This window comes from Streptococcus sanguinis, assembly GCA_013378335.1.
Classification (GTDB): Bacteria; Bacillota; Bacilli; order Lactobacillales; family Streptococcaceae; genus Streptococcus; species Streptococcus sanguinis_I.
In genome coordinates, this window is the sequence record CP040556.1 from 17,870 (window position 1) to 38,538 (window position 20,669).

General features: G+C 45.8%; 11 protein-coding genes, 18 tRNA genes, 3 rRNA genes and 1 pseudogene. All 33 read left to right on the forward strand.

Translation table 11 applies throughout. The features are described from left to right. Nucleotides 1-268: 268 nt before the first annotated feature. Nucleotides 269-1,822: ribosomal RNA gene (locus tag FFV08_00095) — 16S ribosomal RNA — on the forward strand. Between the two features lie 57 nt (nucleotides 1,823-1,879). Beyond that, nucleotides 1,880-1,952, forward strand: a tRNA-Ala gene (locus FFV08_00100). 242 nt (nucleotides 1,953-2,194) lie between these two features. Further along, a 23S ribosomal RNA gene (locus tag FFV08_00105) occupies nucleotides 2,195-5,096 on the forward strand. A gap of 116 nt (nucleotides 5,097-5,212) precedes the next feature. Then, nucleotides 5,213-5,328, forward strand: a 5S ribosomal RNA gene (gene rrf / locus FFV08_00110). Together the 16S, 23S and 5S rRNA genes with 18 tRNA genes alongside form the textbook arrangement of a ribosomal RNA operon. A 104-nt stretch (nucleotides 5,329-5,432) precedes the next feature. Next, a tRNA-Val gene (locus tag FFV08_00115) sits at nucleotides 5,433-5,505 on the forward strand. A 16-nt stretch (nucleotides 5,506-5,521) separates the two neighbouring features. Then, nucleotides 5,522-5,594 (forward strand) — tRNA-Asp (locus FFV08_00120). A 32-nt stretch (nucleotides 5,595-5,626) separates the two neighbouring features. Next, nucleotides 5,627-5,699 (forward strand) — tRNA-Lys (locus FFV08_00125). A gap of 5 nt (nucleotides 5,700-5,704) precedes the next feature. After that, nucleotides 5,705-5,786 (forward strand) — tRNA-Leu (locus FFV08_00130). 16 nt (nucleotides 5,787-5,802) lie between these two features. Continuing rightward, nucleotides 5,803-5,875: transfer RNA gene (locus tag FFV08_00135), tRNA-Thr, on the forward strand. 14 nt (nucleotides 5,876-5,889) lie between these two features. Continuing rightward, a tRNA-Gly gene (locus tag FFV08_00140) sits at nucleotides 5,890-5,961 on the forward strand. A 7-nt stretch (nucleotides 5,962-5,968) separates the two neighbouring features. Beyond that, a tRNA-Leu gene (locus FFV08_00145) sits at nucleotides 5,969-6,054 on the forward strand. 31 nt (nucleotides 6,055-6,085) lie between these two features. Next, nucleotides 6,086-6,159, forward strand: a tRNA-Arg gene (locus tag FFV08_00150). 20 nt (nucleotides 6,160-6,179) lie between these two features. After that, nucleotides 6,180-6,253 (forward strand) — tRNA-Pro (locus FFV08_00155). A gap of 5 nt (nucleotides 6,254-6,258) precedes the next feature. Further along, nucleotides 6,259-6,332, forward strand: a tRNA-Met gene (locus FFV08_00160). A gap of 13 nt (nucleotides 6,333-6,345) precedes the next feature. Further along, a tRNA-Met gene (locus tag FFV08_00165) sits at nucleotides 6,346-6,419 on the forward strand. A 12-nt stretch (nucleotides 6,420-6,431) separates the two neighbouring features. Next, a tRNA-Ser gene (locus FFV08_00170) sits at nucleotides 6,432-6,521 on the forward strand. A 19-nt stretch (nucleotides 6,522-6,540) separates the two neighbouring features. After that, nucleotides 6,541-6,614 (forward strand) — tRNA-Met (locus FFV08_00175). 5 nt (nucleotides 6,615-6,619) lie between these two features. Further along, a tRNA-Phe gene (locus FFV08_00180) sits at nucleotides 6,620-6,692 on the forward strand. Between the two features lie 20 nt (nucleotides 6,693-6,712). Beyond that, nucleotides 6,713-6,783: transfer RNA gene (locus FFV08_00185), tRNA-Gly, on the forward strand. 33 nt (nucleotides 6,784-6,816) lie between these two features. Continuing rightward, a tRNA-Ile gene (locus FFV08_00190) sits at nucleotides 6,817-6,890 on the forward strand. Between the two features lie 9 nt (nucleotides 6,891-6,899). Next, nucleotides 6,900-6,987 (forward strand) — tRNA-Ser (locus FFV08_00195). A gap of 73 nt (nucleotides 6,988-7,060) precedes the next feature. Further along, complete coding sequence (mreC, locus tag FFV08_00200; GenBank protein ID QLB51240.1) at nucleotides 7,061-7,876, forward strand: rod shape-determining protein MreC; 816 nt, start codon at nucleotides 7,061-7,063, stop codon at nucleotides 7,874-7,876. A 1-nt stretch (nucleotide 7,877) separates the two neighbouring features. After that, the gene (mreD, locus tag FFV08_00205; GenBank protein QLB51241.1) at nucleotides 7,878-8,378 is read left to right on the forward strand and encodes a rod shape-determining protein MreD; all 501 of its coding nucleotides are present in this window, start codon (nucleotides 7,878-7,880) and stop codon (nucleotides 8,376-8,378) included. 96 nt (nucleotides 8,379-8,474) lie between these two features. Next, on the forward strand, nucleotides 8,475-9,689 hold the full coding sequence (locus FFV08_00210; protein ID QLB51242.1) for a CHAP domain-containing protein: 1,215 nt from the start codon (nucleotides 8,475-8,477) through the stop codon (nucleotides 9,687-9,689). 124 nt (nucleotides 9,690-9,813) lie between these two features. Beyond that, nucleotides 9,814-10,779 (forward strand): ribose-phosphate diphosphokinase, encoded by a 966-nt coding sequence (locus FFV08_00215; protein ID QLB51243.1) that lies wholly within the window; start codon nucleotides 9,814-9,816, stop codon nucleotides 10,777-10,779. Between the two features lie 309 nt (nucleotides 10,780-11,088). Further along, nucleotides 11,089-11,658 (forward strand): hypothetical protein, encoded by a 570-nt coding sequence (locus FFV08_00220; protein QLB51244.1) that lies wholly within the window; start codon nucleotides 11,089-11,091, stop codon nucleotides 11,656-11,658. A gap of 94 nt (nucleotides 11,659-11,752) precedes the next feature. Further along, a complete protein-coding gene (gene srtB, locus FFV08_00225; GenBank protein ID QLB51245.1) occupies nucleotides 11,753-12,598 on the forward strand; it encodes a class B sortase in 846 nt (281 codons plus the stop codon). Nucleotides 12,599-12,776: 178 nt separating this feature from the next. Continuing rightward, the gene (locus FFV08_00230; protein ID QLB51246.1) at nucleotides 12,777-13,949 is read left to right on the forward strand and encodes a pyridoxal phosphate-dependent aminotransferase; all 1,173 of its coding nucleotides are present in this window, start codon (nucleotides 12,777-12,779) and stop codon (nucleotides 13,947-13,949) included. Continuing rightward, nucleotides 13,942-14,715: a DNA repair protein RecO gene (gene recO, locus FFV08_00235; GenBank protein ID QLB51247.1), complete on the forward strand. Its 774-nt coding sequence runs from the start codon at nucleotides 13,942-13,944 to the stop codon at nucleotides 14,713-14,715. The genes FFV08_00230 and recO overlap by 8 nt, the downstream gene beginning before the upstream one ends. 5 nt (nucleotides 14,716-14,720) lie before the next feature. Then, nucleotides 14,721-15,718 (forward strand): annotated as a pseudogene (gene plsX / locus FFV08_00240) (phosphate acyltransferase PlsX). 2 nt (nucleotides 15,719-15,720) lie between these two features. Continuing rightward, nucleotides 15,721-15,969 carry an acyl carrier protein gene (locus tag FFV08_00245; GenBank protein QLB51248.1) on the forward strand — a complete coding sequence of 83 codons (249 nt, stop codon included), beginning with the start codon at nucleotides 15,721-15,723 and terminating at the stop codon, nucleotides 15,967-15,969. Between the two features lie 154 nt (nucleotides 15,970-16,123). Further along, on the forward strand, nucleotides 16,124-16,831 hold the full coding sequence (locus FFV08_00250; protein ID QLB51249.1) for a phosphoribosylaminoimidazolesuccinocarboxamide synthase: 708 nt from the start codon (nucleotides 16,124-16,126) through the stop codon (nucleotides 16,829-16,831). A gap of 19 nt (nucleotides 16,832-16,850) precedes the next feature. After that, nucleotides 16,851-20,585, forward strand: a complete 3,735-nt coding sequence (locus tag FFV08_00255; GenBank protein ID QLB51250.1) for a phosphoribosylformylglycinamidine synthase — start codon at nucleotides 16,851-16,853, stop codon at nucleotides 20,583-20,585. Nucleotides 20,586-20,669: the final 84 nt, after the last annotated feature.

Consider the following 20,669-nt stretch of genomic DNA (forward strand, 5'->3'; position numbering starts at 1 on the left):
TGAATAAACTTGATGACTCTCAATCTGTTTTACTAGAACAGGTTCGAGCATCAAGTTTTTTATTAATTAAAAAATTGAAAAAATATTAGAAAAGGTATTGACAGGGTGGAGGTATAGGTGATATACTAATATAGTTGTCGCGAAAGACAAAGCCCTTTGAAAACTGAACAAGACGAACCAAGTGCAGGGTGACATAGAGATATGTAACCTGTCAAAAACGAGAAAATAAATCTGTCAGTGGACAGTAATGAGTGCGAACTCAAACTTTTTAATGAGAGTTTGATCCTGGCTCAGGACGAACGCTGGCGGCGTGCCTAATACATGCAAGTAGAACGCTGAAGAGAGGAGCTTGCTCTTCTTGGATGAGTTGCGAACGGGTGAGTAACGCGTAGGTAACCTGCCTGGTAGCGGGGGATAACTATTGGAAACGATAGCTAATACCGCATGAAATTGAATATCGCATGATAATTGATTGAAAGGTGCAATTGCATCACTACCAGATGGACCTGCGTTGTATTAGCTAGTTGGTGAGGTAACGGCTCACCAAGGCGACGATACATAGCCGACCTGAGAGGGTGATCGGCCACACTGGGACTGAGACACGGCCCAGACTCCTACGGGAGGCAGCAGTAGGGAATCTTCGGCAATGGGGGGAACCCTGACCGAGCAACGCCGCGTGAGTGAAGAAGGTTTTCGGATCGTAAAGCTCTGTTGTAAGAGAAGAACGGGTGTGAGAGTGGAAAGTTCACACTGTGACGGTATCTTACCAGAAAGGGACGGCTAACTACGTGCCAGCAGCCGCGGTAATACGTAGGTCCCGAGCGTTGTCCGGATTTATTGGGCGTAAAGCGAGCGCAGGCGGTTAGATAAGTCTGAAGTTAAAGGCTGTGGCTTAACCATAGTATGCTTTGGAAACTGTTTAACTTGAGTGCAGAAGGGGAGAGTGGAATTCCATGTGTAGCGGTGAAATGCGTAGATATATGGAGGAACACCGGTGGCGAAAGCGGCTCTCTGGTCTGTAACTGACGCTGAGGCTCGAAAGCGTGGGGAGCAAACAGGATTAGATACCCTGGTAGTCCACGCCGTAAACGATGAGTGCTAGGTGTTAGGCCCTTTCCGGGGCTTAGTGCCGCAGCTAACGCATTAAGCACTCCGCCTGGGGAGTACGACCGCAAGGTTGAAACTCAAAGGAATTGACGGGGGCCCGCACAAGCGGTGGAGCATGTGGTTTAATTCGAAGCAACGCGAAGAACCTTACCAGGTCTTGACATCCCTCTGACCGCTCTAGAGATAGAGTTTTCCTTCGGGACAGAGGTGACAGGTGGTGCATGGTTGTCGTCAGCTCGTGTCGTGAGATGTTGGGTTAAGTCCCGCAACGAGCGCAACCCCTATTGTTAGTTGCCATCATTGAGTTGGGCACTCTAGCGAGACTGCCGGTAATAAACCGGAGGAAGGTGGGGATGACGTCAAATCATCATGCCCCTTATGACCTGGGCTACACACGTGCTACAATGGCTGGTACAACGAGTCGCAAGCCGGTGACGGCAAGCTAATCTCTGAAAGCCAGTCTCAGTTCGGATTGTAGGCTGCAACTCGCCTACATGAAGTCGGAATCGCTAGTAATCGCGGATCAGCACGCCGCGGTGAATACGTTCCCGGGCCTTGTACACACCGCCCGTCACACCACGAGAGTTTGTAACACCCGAAGTCGGTGAGGTAACCGTAAGGAGCCAGCCGCCTAAGGTGGGATAGATGATTGGGGTGAAGTCGTAACAAGGTAGCCGTATCGGAAGGTGCGGCTGGATCACCTCCTTTCTAAGGAGTCCGTAAGGACACACGGAATGCACTTGGGTCTTGTTTAGTTTTGAGAGGGCTATGTGGGGCCTTAGCTCAGCTGGGAGAGCGCCTGCTTTGCACGCAGGAGGTCAGCGGTTCGATTCCGCTAGGCTCCATTAGGATATGGAAGACGTTCCGCTTGCGGGAACTTCTGTAGAAAAATAGAGAACTGACATTGTGTTCGATGAACACAAGGAAGTTAGTCTTTTTTCCTAAGAAGTTAGTCTGGAATTCAACTTTGGTTGATAGCTATCCTACTTGTCCATTGAAAATTGAATACTGATATCAAATAGTAACAAGAAAATAAACCGAAAACGCTGTGAATATTAATGAGTTTAAGACTGAAAGGTCAAAAATAAGGTTAAGTTAGTAAGGGCGCACGGTGGATGCCTTGGCACTAGGAGCCGAAGAAGGACGTGACAAACGACGAAATGCCTCGGGGAGCTGTAAGTAAGCTTCGATCCGGGGGTGTCCGAATGGGGGAACCCAACAGGTTGATGCCTGTTACCCATTTCTGTTAAGGAAATGAGGAGGAAGACGCAGTGAACTGAAACATCTAAGTAGCTGCAGGAAGAGAAAGCAAAAGCGATTGCCTTAGTAGCGGCGAGCGAAGAGGCAGGAGGGCAAACCGAAGAGTTTACTCTTCGGGGTTGTAGGACTGCGCTGTGGACTCAGAATTTATAGAAGAATGACTTGGGAAAGTTGGCCAGAGAGAGTAAGAGCCTCGTATTTTAAATAGATTCTGTACCTAGCAGTATCCTGAGTACGGCGGGACACGTGAAATCCCGTCGGAATCTGGGAGGACCATCTCCCAACCCTAAATACTCCCTAGTGACCGATAGTGAACCAGTACCGTGAGGGAAAGGTGAAAAGCACCCCGGGAGGGGAGTGAAATAGAACCTGAAACCGTGTGCCTACAACAAGTTCGAGCCCGTTCATGGGTGAGAGCGTGCCTTTTGTAGAATGAACCGGCGAGTTACGTTATGATGCGAGGTTAAGTTGAAGAGACGGAGCCGTAGGGAAACCGAGTCTGAATAGGGCGCCTTAGTATCATGATGTAGACCCGAAACCATGTGACCTACCCATGAGCAGGTTGAAGGTGCGGTAAAACGCACTGGAGGACCGAACCAGGGCACGTTGAAAAGTGCTTGGATGACTTGTGGGTAGCGGAGAAATTCCAAACGAACTTGGAGATAGCTGGTTCTCTCCGAAATAGCTTTAGGGCTAGCGTCGACATAAAGATTCTTGGAGGTAGAGCACTGTTTGGGTGAGGGGTCCATCCCGGATTACCAATCTCAGATAAACTCCGAATGCCAATGAATTATGGTCGGCAGTCAGACTGCGAGTGCTAAGATCCGTAGTCGAAAGGGAAACAGCCCAGACCACCAGCTAAGGTCCCAAAATAATTGTTAAGTGGAAAAGGATGTGGGGTTGCACAGACAACTAGGATGTTAGCTTAGAAGCAGCTATTCATTCAAAGAGTGCGTAATAGCTCACTAGTCGAGTGACCCTGCGCCGAAAATGTACCGGGGCTAAAACAATTTACCGAAGCTGTGGATACCTTTTATAGGTATGGTAGGAGAGCGTTCTATGTGTGGTGAAGGTGTACCGTGAGGAGCGCTGGAACGCATAGAAGTGAGAATGCCGGTATGAGTAGCGCAAGACAGGTGAGAATCCTGTCCACCGTAAGACTAAGGTTTCCAGGGGAAGGCTCGTCCGCCCTGGGTTAGTCGGGACCTAAGGAGAGACCGAAAGGTGTATCCGATGGCCAACAGGTTGAGATTCCTGTACTAGAGTATGAAGTGATGGAGGGACGCAGTAGGCTAACTCGTGCGTACGAATGGATGTACGTCTAAGCAGTGAGGCGTGGTATGAGTCAAATGCTTATACCTCTAACGTTGAGCTGTGATGGGGAGCGAAGTTTAGTAGCGAGTGAGTGATGTCACACTGCCAAGAAAAGCTTCTAGCGTTGTATCATACTCTACCCGTACCGCAAACCGACACAGGTAGTCGAGGCGAGTAGCCTCAGGTGAGCGAGAGAACTCTCGTTAAGGAACTCGGCAAAATGACCCCGTAACTTCGGGAGAAGGGGTGCTGACTGAAGTCAGCCGCAGTGAATAGGCCCAAGCAACTGTTTATCAAAAACACAGCTCTCTGCTAAATCGTAAGATGATGTATAGGGGGTGACGCCTGCCCGGTGCTGGAAGGTTAAGAGGAGTGCTTAGCGGTAACGCGAAGGTATGAATTGAAGCCCCAGTAAACGGCGGCCGTAACTATAACGGTCCTAAGGTAGCGAAATTCCTTGTCGGGTAAGTTCCGACCCGCACGAAAGGCGTAATGATTTGGGCACTGTCTCAACGAGAGACTCGGTGAAATTTTAGTACCTGTGAAGATGCAGGTTACCCGCGACAGGACGGAAAGACCCCATGGAGCTTTACTGCAGTTTGATATTGAGTGTCTGTGCCACATGTACAGGATAGGTAGGAGCCTACGAGATCGGGACGCCAGTTTCGATGGAGGCGTTGTTGGGATACTACCCTTGTGTTATGGCCACTCTAACCCGGTAGGTTAATCATCTACGGAGACAGTGTCTGACGGGCAGTTTGACTGGGGCGGTCGCCTCCTAAAAGGTAACGGAGGCGCCCAAAGGTTCCCTCAGACTGGTTGGAAATCAGTCGCAGAGTGTAAAGGTATAAGGGAGCTTGACTGCGAGAGCTACAACTCGAGCAGGGACGAAAGTCGGGCTTAGTGATCCGGTGGTTCCGAATGGAAGGGCCATCGCTCAACGGATAAAAGCTACCCTGGGGATAACAGGCTTATCTCCCCCAAGAGTTCACATCGACGGGGAGGTTTGGCACCTCGATGTCGGCTCGTCGCATCCTGGGGCTGTAGTCGGTCCCAAGGGTTGGGCTGTTCGCCCATTAAAGCGGCACGCGAGCTGGGTTCAGAACGTCGTGAGACAGTTCGGTCCCTATCCGTCGCGGGCGTAGGAAATTTGAGAGGATCTGCTCCTAGTACGAGAGGACCAGAGTGGACTTACCGCTGGTGTACCAGTTGTTCTGCCAAGAGCATCGCTGGGTAGCTATGTAGGGAAGGGATAAACGCTGAAAGCATCTAAGTGTGAAACCCACCTCAAGATGAGATTTCCCATAACGCAAGTTAGTAAGAGCCCTGAGAGAAGATCAGGTTGATAGGTTGGGAGTGGAAGTTGTGTGAGCAATGGAGCGGACCAATACTAATCGCTCGAGGACTTATCCTAGAAATAAGAACTTCATCAGAGTGCAGCGAATGGTTTAGAAAATTGTGAGATTTGATATTGTATTCAATTTTGAGTTGACAAGGCTTGTCTGAGAGGACAGGAAAGTTAATTCAATAGTTAAGTGACGATAGCCTAGGAGATACACCTGTACCCATGCCGAACACAGCAGTTAAGCCCTAGAACGCCGGAAGTAGTTGGGGGTTGCCCCCTGTGAGATATGGAAGTCGCTTAGCGAAGGGAGTTTAGCTTAGTTGTAATTGAGAGGAAATCGAAATTACAATCGGCGGATGAGAGAAACGAAGTTTCTCACTGTTGGCTGAGCTAGACTCCACCCTTTGGGAGTTTAGCTCAGCTGGGAGAGCATCTGCCTTACAAGCAGAGGGTCAGCGGTTCGATCCCGTTAACTCCCATATTCTGAAAAGAATAGGTCCCGTAGTGTAGCGGTTATCACGTCGCCCTGTCACGGCGAAGATCGCGGGTTCGATTCCCGTCGGGACCGTTGAAGTCAAGAAGATTTCAAGAAAAGCAAGAGACTCGTTAGCTCAGTTGGTAGAGCATTTGACTTTTAATCAAAGGGTCACTGGTTCGAGCCCAGTACGGGTCATAAGAGCGGGTTTGGCGGAATTGGCAGACGCACCAGATTTAGGATCTGGCGCTTTAGGGCGTGGGGGTTCAAGTCCCTTAACCCGCATATAAGATAATAATGAGCCGGCTTAGCTCAGTTGGTAGAGCATCTGATTTGTAATCAGAGGGTCGCGTGTTCAAGTCATGTAGCCGGCATTTTTGAATAGGATGCGAACGTAGTTCAGTGGTAGAACATCACCTTGCCAAGGTGGGGGTCGCGGGTTCGAATCCCGTCGTTCGCTTGAGGCGGCCGGGGTGGCGGAACTGGCAGACGCACAGGACTTAAAATCCTGCGATTGGTAACGATCGTACCGGTTCGATTCCGGTCCTCGGCATAGACTTGTAAGAGGCAGTAGAAGAAGATGAGCACCCTTAGCTCAACTGGATAGAGTACCTGACTACGAATCAGGCGGTTAGAGGTTCGACTCCTCTAGGGTGCATTAAGTGAATAACTTAAGTTCGGGAAGTAGCTCAGCTTGGTAGAGTACTTGGTTTGGGACCAAGGTGTCGCAGGTTCGAATCCTGTCTTCCCGATAGATGGCGGTGTAGCTCAGCTGGCTAGAGCGTCCGGTTCATACCCGGGAGGTCGGGGGTTCGATCCCCTTCGCCGCTATAATGATCTTGTCGGACCTTTAGCTCAGCTGGTTAGAGCTCTCGGCTCATAACCGAGTGGTCGTAGGTTCAAGTCCTACAAGGTCCATAGTATTATCTTGGAGGATTACCCAAGTCCGGCTGAAGGGAACGGTCTTGAAAACCGTCAGGCGTGTAAAAGCGTGCGTGGGTTCGAATCCCACATCCTCCTTAGGGACGAATAGTAATAACGCGGGATGGAGCAGCTAGGTAGCTCGTCGGGCTCATAACCCGAAGGTCGTAGGTTCAAATCCTGCTCCCGCAATAGTTGGCTCGGTAGCTCAGTTGGTAGAGCAATGGATTGAAGCTCCATGTGTCGGCGGTTCGATTCCGTCTCGCGCCATACATCATCGTATTGGAAATGCGGGTGTAGTTTAGTGGTAAAACTACAGCCTTCCAAGCTGTTGTCGCGAGTTCGATTCTCGTCACCCGCTTTGAACGAATGTTCATACCAAGTTTTCGAACTTGGGCGCGTAGCTCAGGTGGTTAGAGCGCACGCCTGATAAGCGTGAGGTCGGTGGTTCGAGTCCACTCGTGCCCATAAAATATTGGAGAATTACTCAAGAGGCTGAAGAGGACGGTTTGCTAAATCGTTAGGTCGGGTAACCGGCGCGGGGGTTCGAATCCCCCATTCTCCGTATGAATAAGGAGTTTAGCATTTGCTATCTCCTTTTCTTATACTTTCTTGTCTTGTTTAGTGAGGTTTTTCTGATGAATCGATTTAAAAAGTCTAAATTTCTGCTTTCTTTTTTTGTATTAGTTGTTGCAATGACGATACTCATCTTATCTACTTCTTCTAGTTGGTTTGTATCAACTACTTCAAATATTATTTCATTGGTAGATAGACTTGTCAGCTCTCCTTTTACTTTTGTAGCTGATAAAAAAGAAGAAATGTCAGATTTGATGTCTACTTACAGAGAGAATCAGCAGCTCAAGAAAAATCTTTATGAGGTTGAGGAAAAGGCTGGGAAGGCAGATTCCTTAGAAGATGAAAATGAGCAGTTGCGAAAACTTTTGGAATTTAAAGAGACTGATAAAAATCAAGTTCAAATTGCTAGCGAAGTGATTGCCCGTACGCCAGCATCTTGGAAAAATGAGCTGACTATTGACAAGGGAGAATCTGATAATGTGACTGATGCTATGCTAGTGGTCGCTAATGGTGGTCTAGTAGGAAGTGTTTCTGAAACTAGTAGTCAGTCTAGCTTAGTATCTCTACTGACTAACGAGGAAAACTCAACTAAAATTTCTGTTAGAATTCAAACTAAGTCTGGTCCAGTTTATGGGATTATTACTGGTTATGATGAAAAAAACTCTGCTTATATCATCAGTCAGTTAAATAGTGCTGAAGATATAAAAGAGGGAGATGAGGTGGCAACCAGTGGCTTGGGTGCTTATAATGCAGAAAATATTCCTGTCGGTAAGGTGCTTACCGTGTCTGAGGCTAAGGATCAGTTAAATAAGGTTGTCCTGGTTAAGCCGGCTGCTGATTTGTCGGATATCCGTGCTGTAATGTTGGTAGGGAACTGATATGAGAAATATTAAAGAACATCTTTTGACTCCTATTATTTTATTTTTTGTTTTACTGATTGATGGGCAGATTTCGACTTTTCTGGCTAATATTCTGCCTTTACAATGGCATTTAGTCAGTCATTTTATCTTTATTTTCATGCTTTTTGTGTCCATCAACCTCTCTAGAAACTACAATATTCTCTTATTTTGCTGTCTGGGGCTAATTTACGATGTTTACTATTTTCATACCATCGGTATTGCTCTTATTCTTTTTCCTCTTTTAAGTCTCTTGGTTTGTCAGTCTAGTTCGACTATGCTTTTAAATAAATTTACTCGCTTTCTATCTGTTCTGATTCTTGTATTTTTATTTGAATTAACTAGTTTTGCTTTTGCAGTTTTTTTGAATCTTTCTAGTCTGAATTTACAAGATTTTGTCCTTAGGAGTCTAGTACCGACTATGCTCCTCAATAGCTTGATATTCCTCATTTTTCAGCCTATTTTCGAAAAAATATATTTATGATAAACAAGAAATAAAAATGTAACAAATGCGTAACATATGATACGGTATTTTCTGGTATACTAGATAATGTCTTATAAGAAGGAGTGTATTATTTTTATGAAGAAAAAACTACTCACATCAATTTTATTGAGTACAGTTATCCTTTCACAAGGAGCTGCACTTGTGAGCGTTAAAGCGGAGACAACTGATGAAAAGATTGCTGCACAAGACAGCAAGATTAATAGTTTGACAGAGCAACAACAATCAGCTCAGGCACAAGTCAACGAGATTCAAGGCCAAGTATCTGCTATTCAAAAGCAACAAGAAGAGCTTAAAGCAGAAAATGAAAAATTGTCTGCGGAATCTGCAAGACTTTCTGCTGAGATTGACGAACTGTCTAAAAACATCGTAGCTCGTAATGAGTCACTTGCTAATCAAGCGCGCAGTGCCCAAACAAACGGAACTGCTACTAGCTACATTAATACAGTTGTAAATTCTAGCTCTATCACAGAAGCTATCTCTCGTGTAGCAGCTATGAGCGAAATCGTTTCAGCAAATAACAAAATGCTGGAACAACAAAAGAAAGATAAAGAAGCAATTGCTGAAAAGCAAGTTGCAAATAACGAAGCTATTAATACTGTTATTGCCAACCAAGAAAAGTTAGCTGATGATGAGCAAACTTTGGCAACAAAACAAGCAGAACTGAAAGCAGCTCAAGCAAGCCTTGCGGCTGAAAAAGCAACTGCTGAAAATGAAAAGAATTCTCTTCTTGAAGAGAAAGCAGCAGCTGAAAAAGCAGCAGCTGAAGCAGCAGCTCGTGAAGCAGCTTATAAAGCAGAACAAGAAGCACAACGTCAAGCAGTTGAAGCTTCAGGTAACACTACTCTGCAAGCTCAGGTCCAAGCAGTTGTTAATTCACCTTCATCTTCTGAAGCACCAGCTGCGGCAGCACCTGCAGTGACTCAATCTGTTGTCCGTGCAAATAGACCAGTTTATAGCTCATCTGCCTCTTCTTATCCAGTAGGTCAATGTACTTGGGGTGCTAAGACATTAGCTCCTTGGGCTGGCGATTACTGGGGTAATGGTGGACAATGGTCAGCAAGCGCAGCAGCAGCAGGCTTCCGTGTTGGTTCACAGCCAGAAGTTGGCGCAATTGCATGTTGGACTGACGGTGGATACGGACACGTTGCAGTAGTAACAGCTGTTCAATCTACTACAAGCATCCAAGTATCAGAAGCAAACTACCTTGGACAACAATCAATCGGTAACTACCGTGGATGGTTTAACCCAACAACTGCACAAGGTACAGTTTCATATATCTATCCGAACTAATCAGTAAAAAGCGCCTCTGGCGTTTTTTATTTTTAATTGAAAAATCAACTGAAAAACGTTACAATGGTAGTTGGGAAAAGTTGTAATTGGACAATGAAAGACGATTTAGAATCTGGAGGGAATCATGTCTTTTTCTGATTTAAAACTCTTTGCTCTTTCTTCTAATAAAGAATTAGCGCAGCGTGTTGCTCAAGAGATTGGATTGCCACTTGGGAAATCAACTGTCCGTCAGTTTTCTGATGGAGAGATTCAAGTGAATATTGAAGAATCTATTCGCGGGAAACACGTCTTTATTTTGCAGTCTACCAGTTCGCCGGTCAATGATAATTTGATGGAAATCTTGATTATGGTAGATGCTTTGAAACGGGCTAGTGCTGAATCAATCAATGTTGTCATGCCTTACTATGGCTATGCTCGACAGGATCGCAAGGCTAGAGCTCGTGAGCCAATTACATCTAAATTAGTTGCTAATATGTTGGAAATTGCTGGTGTGGATCGGATGCTGACTATTGACTTGCACGCAGCGCAAATCCAGGGCTTCTTTGACATTCCAGTAGATCACTTGATGGGTGCACCTTTGATTGCTGATTACTTTGAGCGCCGTAATATGACAGGGGCCGACTATGTGGTAGTCAGTCCTGACCATGGTGGTGTGAGTCGGGCCCGTAAGTTAGCAGAGTTTCTGAAAACTCCGATTGCGATTATTGATAAGCGCCGCAGTGTGGACAAGATGAATAGCAGTGAAGTCATGAACATCATTGGTAAGGTGGAAGGAAAAACTTGTATCCTAATTGATGATATGATTGATACTGCGGGAACTATCTGCCATGCGGCTGATGCTCTCGCTGAGGCGGGGGCTGTAGAGGTCTATGCTAGCTGTACGCATCCAGTCTTGTCTGGTCCGGCTATGGATAATATCCAAAAGTCGGCGATTAAAAAATTGGTTGTGTTGGATACGATTTATCTCCCTCAAGAGCGCTTGATTGATAAGATTGATCAGATTTCCATTGCGCATCTTCTAGGGGAAGCCATTGTCCGTATTCATGAGAAACGGCCGCTATCACCCTTATTTGAAATAGGGAAAAAATAATATGATATATATGGCTGGGAAGTTTGATTCCTAGCTTCTTTTTATTTCATTCCTACTTTTTTTAAAAAAATCTAACATCAACTTTGGAAGAAGAATCAAACTACTTGATTTTTCAAATATAAATAAATGACCATTTAAATAGTTGGTAAATTGACAATTTGTCTCATCCCTTGGTATTCTTTGATTTTAGAAATTTTTATGTAGTAAAATTCTTGACTTTTTTCGGAGTTCGAACTATACTTAATAGTAGGTAATATTAGGTAACGGGGAGTTACAATTATTTTTGAAAAGTAAAGAGGAGATGAGATAATGAAAAAGGTTTTGCTTTCAAGTGCTGTGGCCCTTTCACTTTTCGCGGCTGCTGCACCAGTATTTGCTGAGGGTACAGCCAGTCTTTGGGTTAATGACATTGATAATAATGAAGTTCCCCAAGGCAGTACGGACTCAGAATCTAATAAAGTTATGGATGAACTGCAGGCCTATAGAGATGCACAATCAGCTCTGGATCAGCAAGTTGCTGAAGCTAAGAAAGCTCCGGTTGGTAAAAGTGCTGTGATGGAGGATCAAGCTGGTAACAAAGTTCTTGTTATTGGTGAGGGAGAGTCGGCTAATGCGGATCAGCCTTCAGTGGCACCATCTACTACAGATCCATCTACACCTGCTTATTCAGCAGCACCTTACTCCACAGCCTCTTCATCAGTTCCGACTTTTCCGGTACCGTCTCAATCTTCAGCGGCATCCTCTTCAGCAGCAGGTAAAAAGAGGACTAAAAAATCAGAAAATAAAGCAAAAAAAGCTCCGGAAGTGAAAGAAGAAAACAAGGAAAATGAGGAAAACTCTGAAGACAAGTCACTTCCTAAAACAAGTGCAGTTAAATAACCTTGTTTTTAATTTGTGCTAATGCCTAAATATCACTGAGCCTTCGTTCGGTGATATTTTTTATCAAAAATGAAAAATAAAGGATTTTTAAATTATGCAAGAAAAAGATAGGAGTCAAGCTTCGAATAAGAAACAGTTCCTTGTTGTTGGCATCTGTCTCCTGTTGATTGTTCTGGTTATTTTTTCTGTTTTTTATGCTTTCCGTTCTTCAGGAACAGGCAATAAGCCTCGAGTTTCGCCTCCCAGCAGGATTGAAACGTCAAGCTCTTCTACAGCAGATTCCAGTCAGACAGAAAAGGATTATTTAGCAGAGCGTTTTGCTAAACTGAAGGCTGTGAATTCAGAAACGATAGGCTATGTCTATGCTCCTGGTACACAGCTGGATGAGCCAGTGGTGCAAACGAAAGATAATGCGACTTATCTGCTGAAGACTTTTGAAGGAAAGCAAGAACCCTATATGGGTGCGGTCTTCATGGATAAAGATAATCATAAAGATTTCAGCGATCGTCTTACTTGGCTTTTCGGGCATGCTCGGGGCAGCAAGGCAGGAGACCATCGCATGTTTAATGATGTCAACTACTATGATCGTCAGGATTATTTTGACAAACATAGATATGTCGTGATTGAGACTCCTGAGCGTAAGTATTATTATCAAGCTATGGGACTGGTCATCGTGCCGGAAGAGACGGCATTTTATCGGACGGAGTTTAAGGACGACGAGGACTTTACAACTCAGCTCAGAAATATCTATGAGGCTGCTCGTACTAAGGATCCTAAGATCCAGATTAAGGCGAGCGACCGGTATTTGGTTCTCTCAACCTGTCGTGAGGAAGATGACACGATTCGTTCCAACCTTTATTTGCGGCAGATTCCTGATTCAGAACTACCAGATTTTCTGGCCAAGCATGGTAAGGAATTGACCTATACTCCGACTCGTTGATTGGCCAGTCACATGAGATGTGGCTATATCGATTATCTGCTAGAGAAGAATTTTAAGGCAAGGAAAAAGGGATTGAGTGCAAGCTTAGTCCTTTTTCTGCATAAGAAATCATGTAATAGCTTTTGCTATGCTTCTGCATTTATAGTATAATAGTTCTATTGAGCGGCTGGAGGTATGTATGGATTTAAGTAAGAAATTTAATAAAAACTTAGGAAAAATAGAAATTTCGCTGATTCGTCAGTTTGACCAATCGATTTCTGCTATTCCTGGGGTTCTTCGGCTGACCTTAGGAGAGCCGGATTTTACGACACCGGATCATATCAAAGCAGCAGCCAAGGCAGCGATTGATGCTAATCAAAGCCACTACACTGGTATGAGCGGTCTCTTGGAGCTACGTCAGGCGGCCAGCAGCTTTGTGAAAGAAAAGTACAATCTGAACTATCGCCCAGAAGATGAGGTTTTGGTAACTATTGGTGCGACGGAGGCCTTGTCGGCTACACTGACAGCTATTCTAGAAGAAGGAGACAAGGTCTTGCTGCCAGCTCCTGCTTATCCAGGCTATGAGCCCATTGTCAATCTAGTAGGGGCGGAGATTGTCGAGATTGATACAACGGCCAATAATTTTGTCCTCACTCCAGAGATGCTGGAAGCGGCTATTTTAGAACAGGGCGAGCAGCTAAAAGCAGTTATTCTCAATTATCCAGCTAATCCGACTGGCGTGACTTATTCGCGGGAGCAGATAAAAGCTCTGGCGGATGTCTTAGGAAAATACCAAGTCTTTGTGGTCTGCGATGAGGTCTATTCTGAGCTAACCTATACAGAAGAGGGGCATGTCTCCATCGCGGAGTATCTGCCAGACCAAACCATTGTCATCAACGGCCTGTCTAAGTCTCATGCCATGACTGGCTGGCGGTTGGGCTTTATCTTTGCTCCAGCAGTTTTCACTGCCCAGCTGATTAAGAGCCATCAGTATCTCGTAACAGCGGCCAATACTATGGCTCAGTTTGCAGGCATTGAAGCTCTGACAGTTGGGAAAGATGATGCGGAACCAATGAAGGCTGAGTATATCCAGCGTCGCGATTATATCATAGAGAAAATGGCAGAGTTAGGCTTTAAGATCATCAAACCAGACGGGGCTTTTTATATTTTTGCTAAGATACCAGATGGTTATAATCAAGATTCTTTCGCCTTTCTGCAGGATTTTGCAGAGAAGAAGGCTGTGGCCTTTATCCCGGGGGCGGCTTTTGGTCAATACGGGGAAGGCTATATCCGCCTGTCCTACGCGGCTAGTATGGAGACGATTCAAGAAGCTCTGAAACGCCTCAAGGACTACATGGAGGACTATGCTTAAATCTCTAACAAGTCAAGGTCTGGTTCTCTATAACCGCAATTTCCGTGAGGATGATAAGCTGGTCAAGATCTTTACGGAACAGGCTGGCAAGCGTATGTTTTTCGTCAAGCATGCTGGTAAATCTAAGCTAGCACCCGTTATTCAGCCTTTGACTGCGGCGAACTTGCTGATGAAAATCAATGATGATGGCCTTAGCTATATCGAGGATTATCAGGATGTAGTCACCTACCATCGCATCAATGAAGACTTATTCATCATGGCCTATGCCAGCTATGTGGCAGCCTTGGCAGATGCCAGCCTTCAAGACAATCAGCCGGATCCAGCGCTCTTTGCTTTTCTGCAGAAAACCCTGGAACTGATGAATAATGGTCTGGACTATGAAGTGCTGACCAATATCTTTGAGATTCAGATTTTGTCACGCTTTGGAGTTTCGCTGAACTTCCATGACTGTGCTTTTTGTCATCGGACAGGTTTGCCTTTTGACTTCTCTTTCAAATATAGCGGAGTCCTTTGCCCTGATCATTACCATCAGGATGAACGCCGCTGTCATCTGAATCCCAACCTTCCTTTTCTGCTGGACCAATTTCAGGCAGTCCGCTTTAGCGAATTGGAGACCATTTCTTTGAAGCCAGATATTAAAAAACAGTTGCGGTATTTTATCGACCTGCTCTATGATGAATATGTCGGCATCCATCTCAAATCCAAAAAATTTATAGATTCTCTGGGAGACTGGGGAAGCATTTTAAAAGATAAGAACGAGGAATAAATCGAATGAAAAAAATAGCTGTTGATGCTATGGGGGGGACAATGCCCCTCAAGCTCTGGTGGAAGGAGCCAATCGAGCGGTACAGGAGTTTTCGGATATTGAAATTCTCCTTTATGGCGATGAAGCGAAAATCAAGCCTTATCTGACTGCTGGTGAGCGGGTCCGCATCATCCACACGGAGGAAAAGATTGACTCGGACGACGAGCCAACCAAGGCCATTCGTCAGAAGAAAGAGGCTAGTATGGTGCTGGCAGCCAAGGCTGTCAAGGCAGGGGAAGCAGATGCCATGCTGTCTGCCGGGAATACTGGAGCGCTTTTGGCAGCAGGCTTCTTTATCGTGGGGCGTATCAAGAATATTGATCGGCCTGGGCTCTTATCTACTATGCCAACGGTTGGCGGTCAGGGATTTGATATGCTGGATCTGGGAGCTAATGCTGAAAACACAGCCCATCATTTACACCAGTATGCGACTTTGGGTTCTTTCTATGCTGAAAATGTCCGAGGAATTAAAAAACCGCGGGTGGGTCTCTTGAATAACGGAACGGAAAGCAGCAAGGGCGACCCTCTGCGCAAGGAAGCCTATGAGCTTTTAGCTGGGGATTCAACACTGAACTTTATCGGTAATGTAGAAGCGCGCGATTTGATGGATGATGTAGCGGATGTTGTCGTTGCAGATGGTTTTACTGGCAATGCCGTTCTAAAATCAATCGAAGGAACTGCTATCAGTATCATGGGTCAGCTGAAGAAGTCTATTTTAGGCGGTGGTTTTAAGGCTAAATTGGGAGCTTGGCTGCTCAAGGACAGCCTGAGAGGGCTCAAGAATAATCTGGACTATTCTAGTGCAGGCGGTGCAGTTCTATTCGGCTTGAAAGCGCCTGTTGTCAAAACGCATGGCTCTAGCGATGCTAAGGCTGTTTATAGCACGATTCGTCAAATTCGTACCATGCTGGAAACGGATGTTGTTGGTAAATCGGTCATTGAATTTTCAGATGCAAAGGAGTAACCATGAGCGAAAAAGAAATTTATGCAAAAATTGTCGAAATCATTCAAGAACATGACAGCAGTAAGCTGCATATCACTCCAGAACTGAGCTTGAAAGAGGAGCTGGGAGTGGACTCTGTTGATTTGATGGAATTTATCATCAATCTGGAAGAAGCTTTTGATATTGAGATTCCTGATGAGGATATGGATAACTTCAAAACAATTTCCGATGTGGTGGCTTATATCCATGAGAAACTGAAGAAGCAAGATTAAAAATCAAAGATCGGTATCTTCCGGTCTTTTTTTCGTATCTTGGAAAGGAAACGATTTCTTTAACTGGACACAGAAAGTTTATACGGAATTTCTTGTAAAATGTATTCAAAGATGATAAAATGAGGGTATAAAACCACGAAAGGCGAATATTAAAATGTCTAATAAGTTATTATATTCGGGAAAAGCTAAGGATATTTTCTCTACAGATGATGAGCAAGTCATTCTGGCGCGCTACAAGGATCAAGCAACGGCCTTTAATGGAGTCAAGAAGGAGCAGATTGCTGGTAAAGGAGTGCTCAATAACCAGATTTCATCTTTTATTTTTGAGAAACTCAATGCAGCTGGTGTGGCGACGCATTTTATTGAGAAGGTTTCGGATACGGACCAGCTCAATAAAAAAGTGGAGATTATTCCTTTGGAAGTGGTGCTGCGCAACTACACAGCGGGTTCTTTTTCCAAACGTTTTGGAGTAGAAGAGGGTATCGCGCTTGAAACTCCGATTGTGGAATTTTACTATAAAAATGATGATTTGGACGATCCTTTCATCAATGACGAACATGTGAAATTCTTGAAGATTGCCAGCAATCAAGAAATTGCCTTTTTGAAAGAGGAGACTCGCCGGATCAATGAGCTCTTGTCAGACTGGTTCCGCCAAATTGGATTGAAATTGATTGATTTCAAGTTAGAGTTCGGCTTTGACAAAGATGGCAAGATTATTCTGGCAGACGAATTTTCACCAGATAACTGCCGCCTCTGGGATGCGGAAGGCCATCACATGGACAAGGATGTTTTCCGGCGTGGCCTTGGTGAATTGACAGATGTCTATCAGGTTGTTTGGGAAAAATTGCAGGCGATTAAGTAAGGACAGGGTGTGAAAAATCATGGACAAGCGTATTTTTGTAGAGAAGAAGAGCAACTTCGGTGTCAAGTCACAGAGCTTGGTGAGAGAGCTGACACACAATCTTCAGTTGAAAACATTGTCAGATCTTCGGATGATTCAAGTTTATGATGTCTTTCATCTGGCAGAAGATTTGGTTGATCGTGCTGAAAAGCATATTTTCTCCGAGCAGGTGACAGATAGATTGCTGGCGGAAGAGGAAGTAGAGGGTGCACTTGCAGAGACAGCGTTTTTTGCCATCGAAGCGCTGCCGGGTCAGTTTGACCAGCGGGCAGCCAGCTCTCAGGAGGCCCTCTTTTTGCTCGGCGCTGGGACAGATGTTCTGGTGAGGACCGCTCAGCTTTATTTGGTCAATAAAGACATCTCAGACACCGAGTTGGCAGCAATCAAGAAATACTTGCTGAATCCAGTTGATTCACGCTTTAAAGATATTGAGCAGTCTATCCAGCTGGAGCAATTCTCCGAGTCTGACAAGACCATTCCGGTTCTGGATTTCTTTAAGGACTATACAGAAGCGGACTTTAAAGCCTACAAGCAGGAGCACGGTCTAGCTATGGAAGTAGCAGATTTGCTCTTTATTCAGGACTATTTCAAGTCGATTGGCCGTTTTCCGACAGAGACCGAGCTCAAGGTTCTGGACACTTACTGGTCCGACCACTGTCGACATACGACCTTTGAGACGGAGTTGAAGAAGATTGATTTTTCAGCTTCTAAGTTTGAAAAGCAGCTGCAGGCTACTTATGATAAATACTTGGCTATGCGCGATGAGCTGGGGCGTGGGGACAAACCGCGGACCCTCATGGATATGGCGACTATTTTTGGTCGCTACGAGCGAGCCAATGGCCGTCTGGATGACATGGAAGTGTCTGATGAAATCAATGCCTGCTCAGTAGAGATTGAAGTGGATGTGGATGGTGTCAAAGAGCCTTGGCTGCTGATGTTTAAAAATGAAACTCACAACCACCCAACAGAAATTGAGCCCTTTGGTGGGGCTGCGACTTGTATCGGAGGAGCCATTCGTGATCCGCTTTCTGGCCGTTCTTATGTTTATCAGGCTATGCGGATTTCTGGTGCGGGCGATATTACTCAGCCGATTGCTGAAACGCGGGCTGGCAAGCTTCCTCAGCAGGTCATTTCAAAAACTGCAGCGCACGGTTATTCTTCTTACGGGAATCAAATTGGTCTAGCAACAACCTATGTCCGTGAGTATTTCCATCCAGGATTTGTAGCCAAGCGGATGGAACTTGGTGCGGTTGTAGGTGCGGCTCCTAAGGAAAACGTCGTCCGTGAAAAACCAGCAGCAGGTGATGTGGTCATCTTGCTGGGAGGCAAGACGGGCCGTGATGGTGTCGGTGGAGCAACTGGCTCATCCAAGGTGCAGACAGCTGCGTCTGTGGAGACGGCTGGCGCAGAAGTACAAAAAGGAAATGCTATTGAGGAGCGCAAGATTCAGCGTCTCTTCCGCGATGGCAATGTGACTCGTCTCATCAAGAAATCCAATGACTTTGGGGCCGGCGGTGTCTGTGTGGCTATTGGCGAGTTGGCAGATGGGCTGGAAATTGACCTTGACAAGGTACCTCTCAAATACCAAGGACTTAACGGTACAGAAATCGCGATTTCTGAATCGCAGGAGCGGATGGCTGTGGTGGTCCGCCCAGAAGATGTCGAACAATTTATCGTTGCAGCAGCTAAGGAAAATCTGTTGGCAGTCGTTGTGGCCAAAGTGACAGAAAAGCCAAATCTGGTCATGCACTGGAACGGGGAAACCATCGTCGATATTGAGCGGAATTTTCTGGACACCAATGGTGTGCGTGTGGTTGTGGATGCCAAGGTTGTGGATGCCCAAGCAGCATTGCCGGGGCAAGCTGTGACTTCTGAAGCGACTTTGGAGCAGAACCTCAAGAGCTTGCTCAGCGACCTCAATCATACCAGTCAAAAGGGGCTGCAGACCATCTTTGACAGCTCTGTTGGCCGCTCTACTGTCAATCATCCTATCGGCGGACGCTACCAAATCACGCCTACTGAGGCTTCTGTTCAGAAACTGCCAGTGGAGCATGGCAAGACAGAGACAGTCTCTGTGATGGCGCAGGGCTACAATCCTTATGTGGCAGCTTGGTCACCTTATCATGGAGCAGCTTATGCAGTGATTGAAGCGACAGCTCGCTTGGTTGCTGCTGGTTCGGACTGGTCCAAGGCTCGCTTCTCTTATCAGGAATACTTCGAGCGGATGGACAAGCAGGCTGAGCGTTTTGGACAGCCGGTTTCTGCTCTGCTTGGTTCGATTGAAGCCCAGATTCAGCTCGGTTTGCCGTCTATTGGTGGCAAGGATTCCATGAGCGGAACCTTTGAAGAATTGACCGTACCGCCGACCTTGGTAGCTTTTGGAGTGACTACTTCAACTGCTGGGCGCATCCTGTCTCCAGAGTTTAAGGCAGCAGGAGAGTCTATCTACTATCTGCCAGGACAGGTCCTATCTCAGGATATTGACTTTGACTTAATCAAGAATAACTTTGAAAATTTTGCGGCCATTCAGGCCAAGTATCAGATTACAGCCGCTGCTGCTGTCAAATACGGTGGTCTAGCAGAGAGTCTGGCCTTGATGAGCTTTGGTAATCGTATTGGTGCCCAAGTGGATATTGCTAATTTGCCTTCCGTTTTGCAGGCGCAGCTGGGCGGATTTGTCTTTACCAGTCCGGAGCAGGATATTCCAGGCGCAGTGAAGATCGGTCAGACCAAGCCAGACTTTACACTGATTGTCAATGGTGTCCAGCTTGAGGGAGCAGAGCTTTTGGCAAGCTTTGAAGGCCGACTAGAGCCTATCTACCCGACAGAATTTAAACAGGAAACAGTTATTGAGGAAGTGCCAGCTCTTGTCGCTGATACAGTTATTAAAGCCAAAGAGACAGTAGAGGAGCCGCTGGTTTATATTCCAGTATTCCCTGGAACTAACTCAGAATACGACTCAGCCAAAGCCTTTGAAGCAGTTGGAGCCAAGGTCAATCTAGTTCCCTTTGTTACTTTGGATGAAGCAGCCATTGTCAAGTCCGTTGACAGTATGGTTGACAACATTGACAAGGCAAATATCATCTTCTTTGCAGGTGGCTTCTCTGCTGCAGATGAGCCAGATGGCTCAGCTAAGTTTATCGTCAACATCTTGCTCAACGAGAAGGTCAAGAAAGCCATTGATGTTTTCATCGCTCGCGGCGGTCTCATCATTGGTATCTGTAATGGCTTCCAAGCTCTGGTTAAATCTGGTCTTCTTCCTTACGGAAATTTCGAAGAAGCAGGGGCTAGCAGTCCAACTCTCTTTTACAATGATGCCAACCAGCACGTGGCCAAGATGGTGGAGACTCGCATTGCCAATACCAACTCGCCTTGGCTGGCTGGTGTGCAAGTGGGAGATATCCATGCCATTCCGGTTTCACATGGTGAAGGGAAATTTGTCGTGACGGCTGAGGAGTTTGCTGATCTGCGTGACAATGGTCAGATTTGGAGTCAGTACGTAGACTTCGATGGTAAGCCAAGCATGGATAGTAAGTATAATCCAAACGGCTCGCTTTACGCTATCGAAGGGATTATGAGCAAGAACGGTCAAATCATTGGGAAGATGGGCCACTCAGAGCGTTATGAAGACGGTCTTTTCCAAAATATTCCAGGTCAGAAAGACCAGAAATTGTTTGAAAGCGCCGTTCGTTATTTCCAAGCGAGTCATGAATAAAGTTGGCTTGCAAGAGCGAGCAATCAAAAAAGGAGTCTGCTTGGCCTGTTAGGCCAGGTTTTCTCCCTTTTACAAGATAAAAGA

Excerpts from the sequence above, each read along its gene's own strand:
- FFV08_00245 (QLB51248.1), top strand. The coding sequence starts at position 15,721 with ATGAGCGAAAAAGAAATTTATGCAAAAATTGTCGAAATCATTCAAGAA.
- mreD (QLB51241.1), top strand. The coding sequence starts at position 7,878 with ATGAGAAATATTAAAGAACATCTTTTGACTCCTATTATTTTATTTTTT.
- srtB (QLB51245.1), top strand. The coding sequence starts at position 11,753 with ATGCAAGAAAAAGATAGGAGTCAAGCTTCGAATAAGAAACAGTTCCTT.
- FFV08_00215 (QLB51243.1), top strand. The coding sequence starts at position 9,814 with ATGTCTTTTTCTGATTTAAAACTCTTTGCTCTTTCTTCTAATAAAGAA.
- mreC (QLB51240.1), top strand. The coding sequence starts at position 7,061 with ATGAATCGATTTAAAAAGTCTAAATTTCTGCTTTCTTTTTTTGTATTA.
- FFV08_00210 (QLB51242.1), top strand. The coding sequence starts at position 8,475 with ATGAAGAAAAAACTACTCACATCAATTTTATTGAGTACAGTTATCCTT.
- FFV08_00250 (QLB51249.1), top strand. The coding sequence starts at position 16,124 with ATGTCTAATAAGTTATTATATTCGGGAAAAGCTAAGGATATTTTCTCT.
- recO (QLB51247.1), top strand. The coding sequence starts at position 13,942 with ATGCTTAAATCTCTAACAAGTCAAGGTCTGGTTCTCTATAACCGCAAT.
- FFV08_00255 (QLB51250.1), top strand. The coding sequence starts at position 16,851 with ATGGACAAGCGTATTTTTGTAGAGAAGAAGAGCAACTTCGGTGTCAAG.
- FFV08_00230 (QLB51246.1), top strand. The coding sequence starts at position 12,777 with ATGGATTTAAGTAAGAAATTTAATAAAAACTTAGGAAAAATAGAAATT.
- FFV08_00220 (QLB51244.1), top strand. The coding sequence starts at position 11,089 with ATGAAAAAGGTTTTGCTTTCAAGTGCTGTGGCCCTTTCACTTTTCGCG.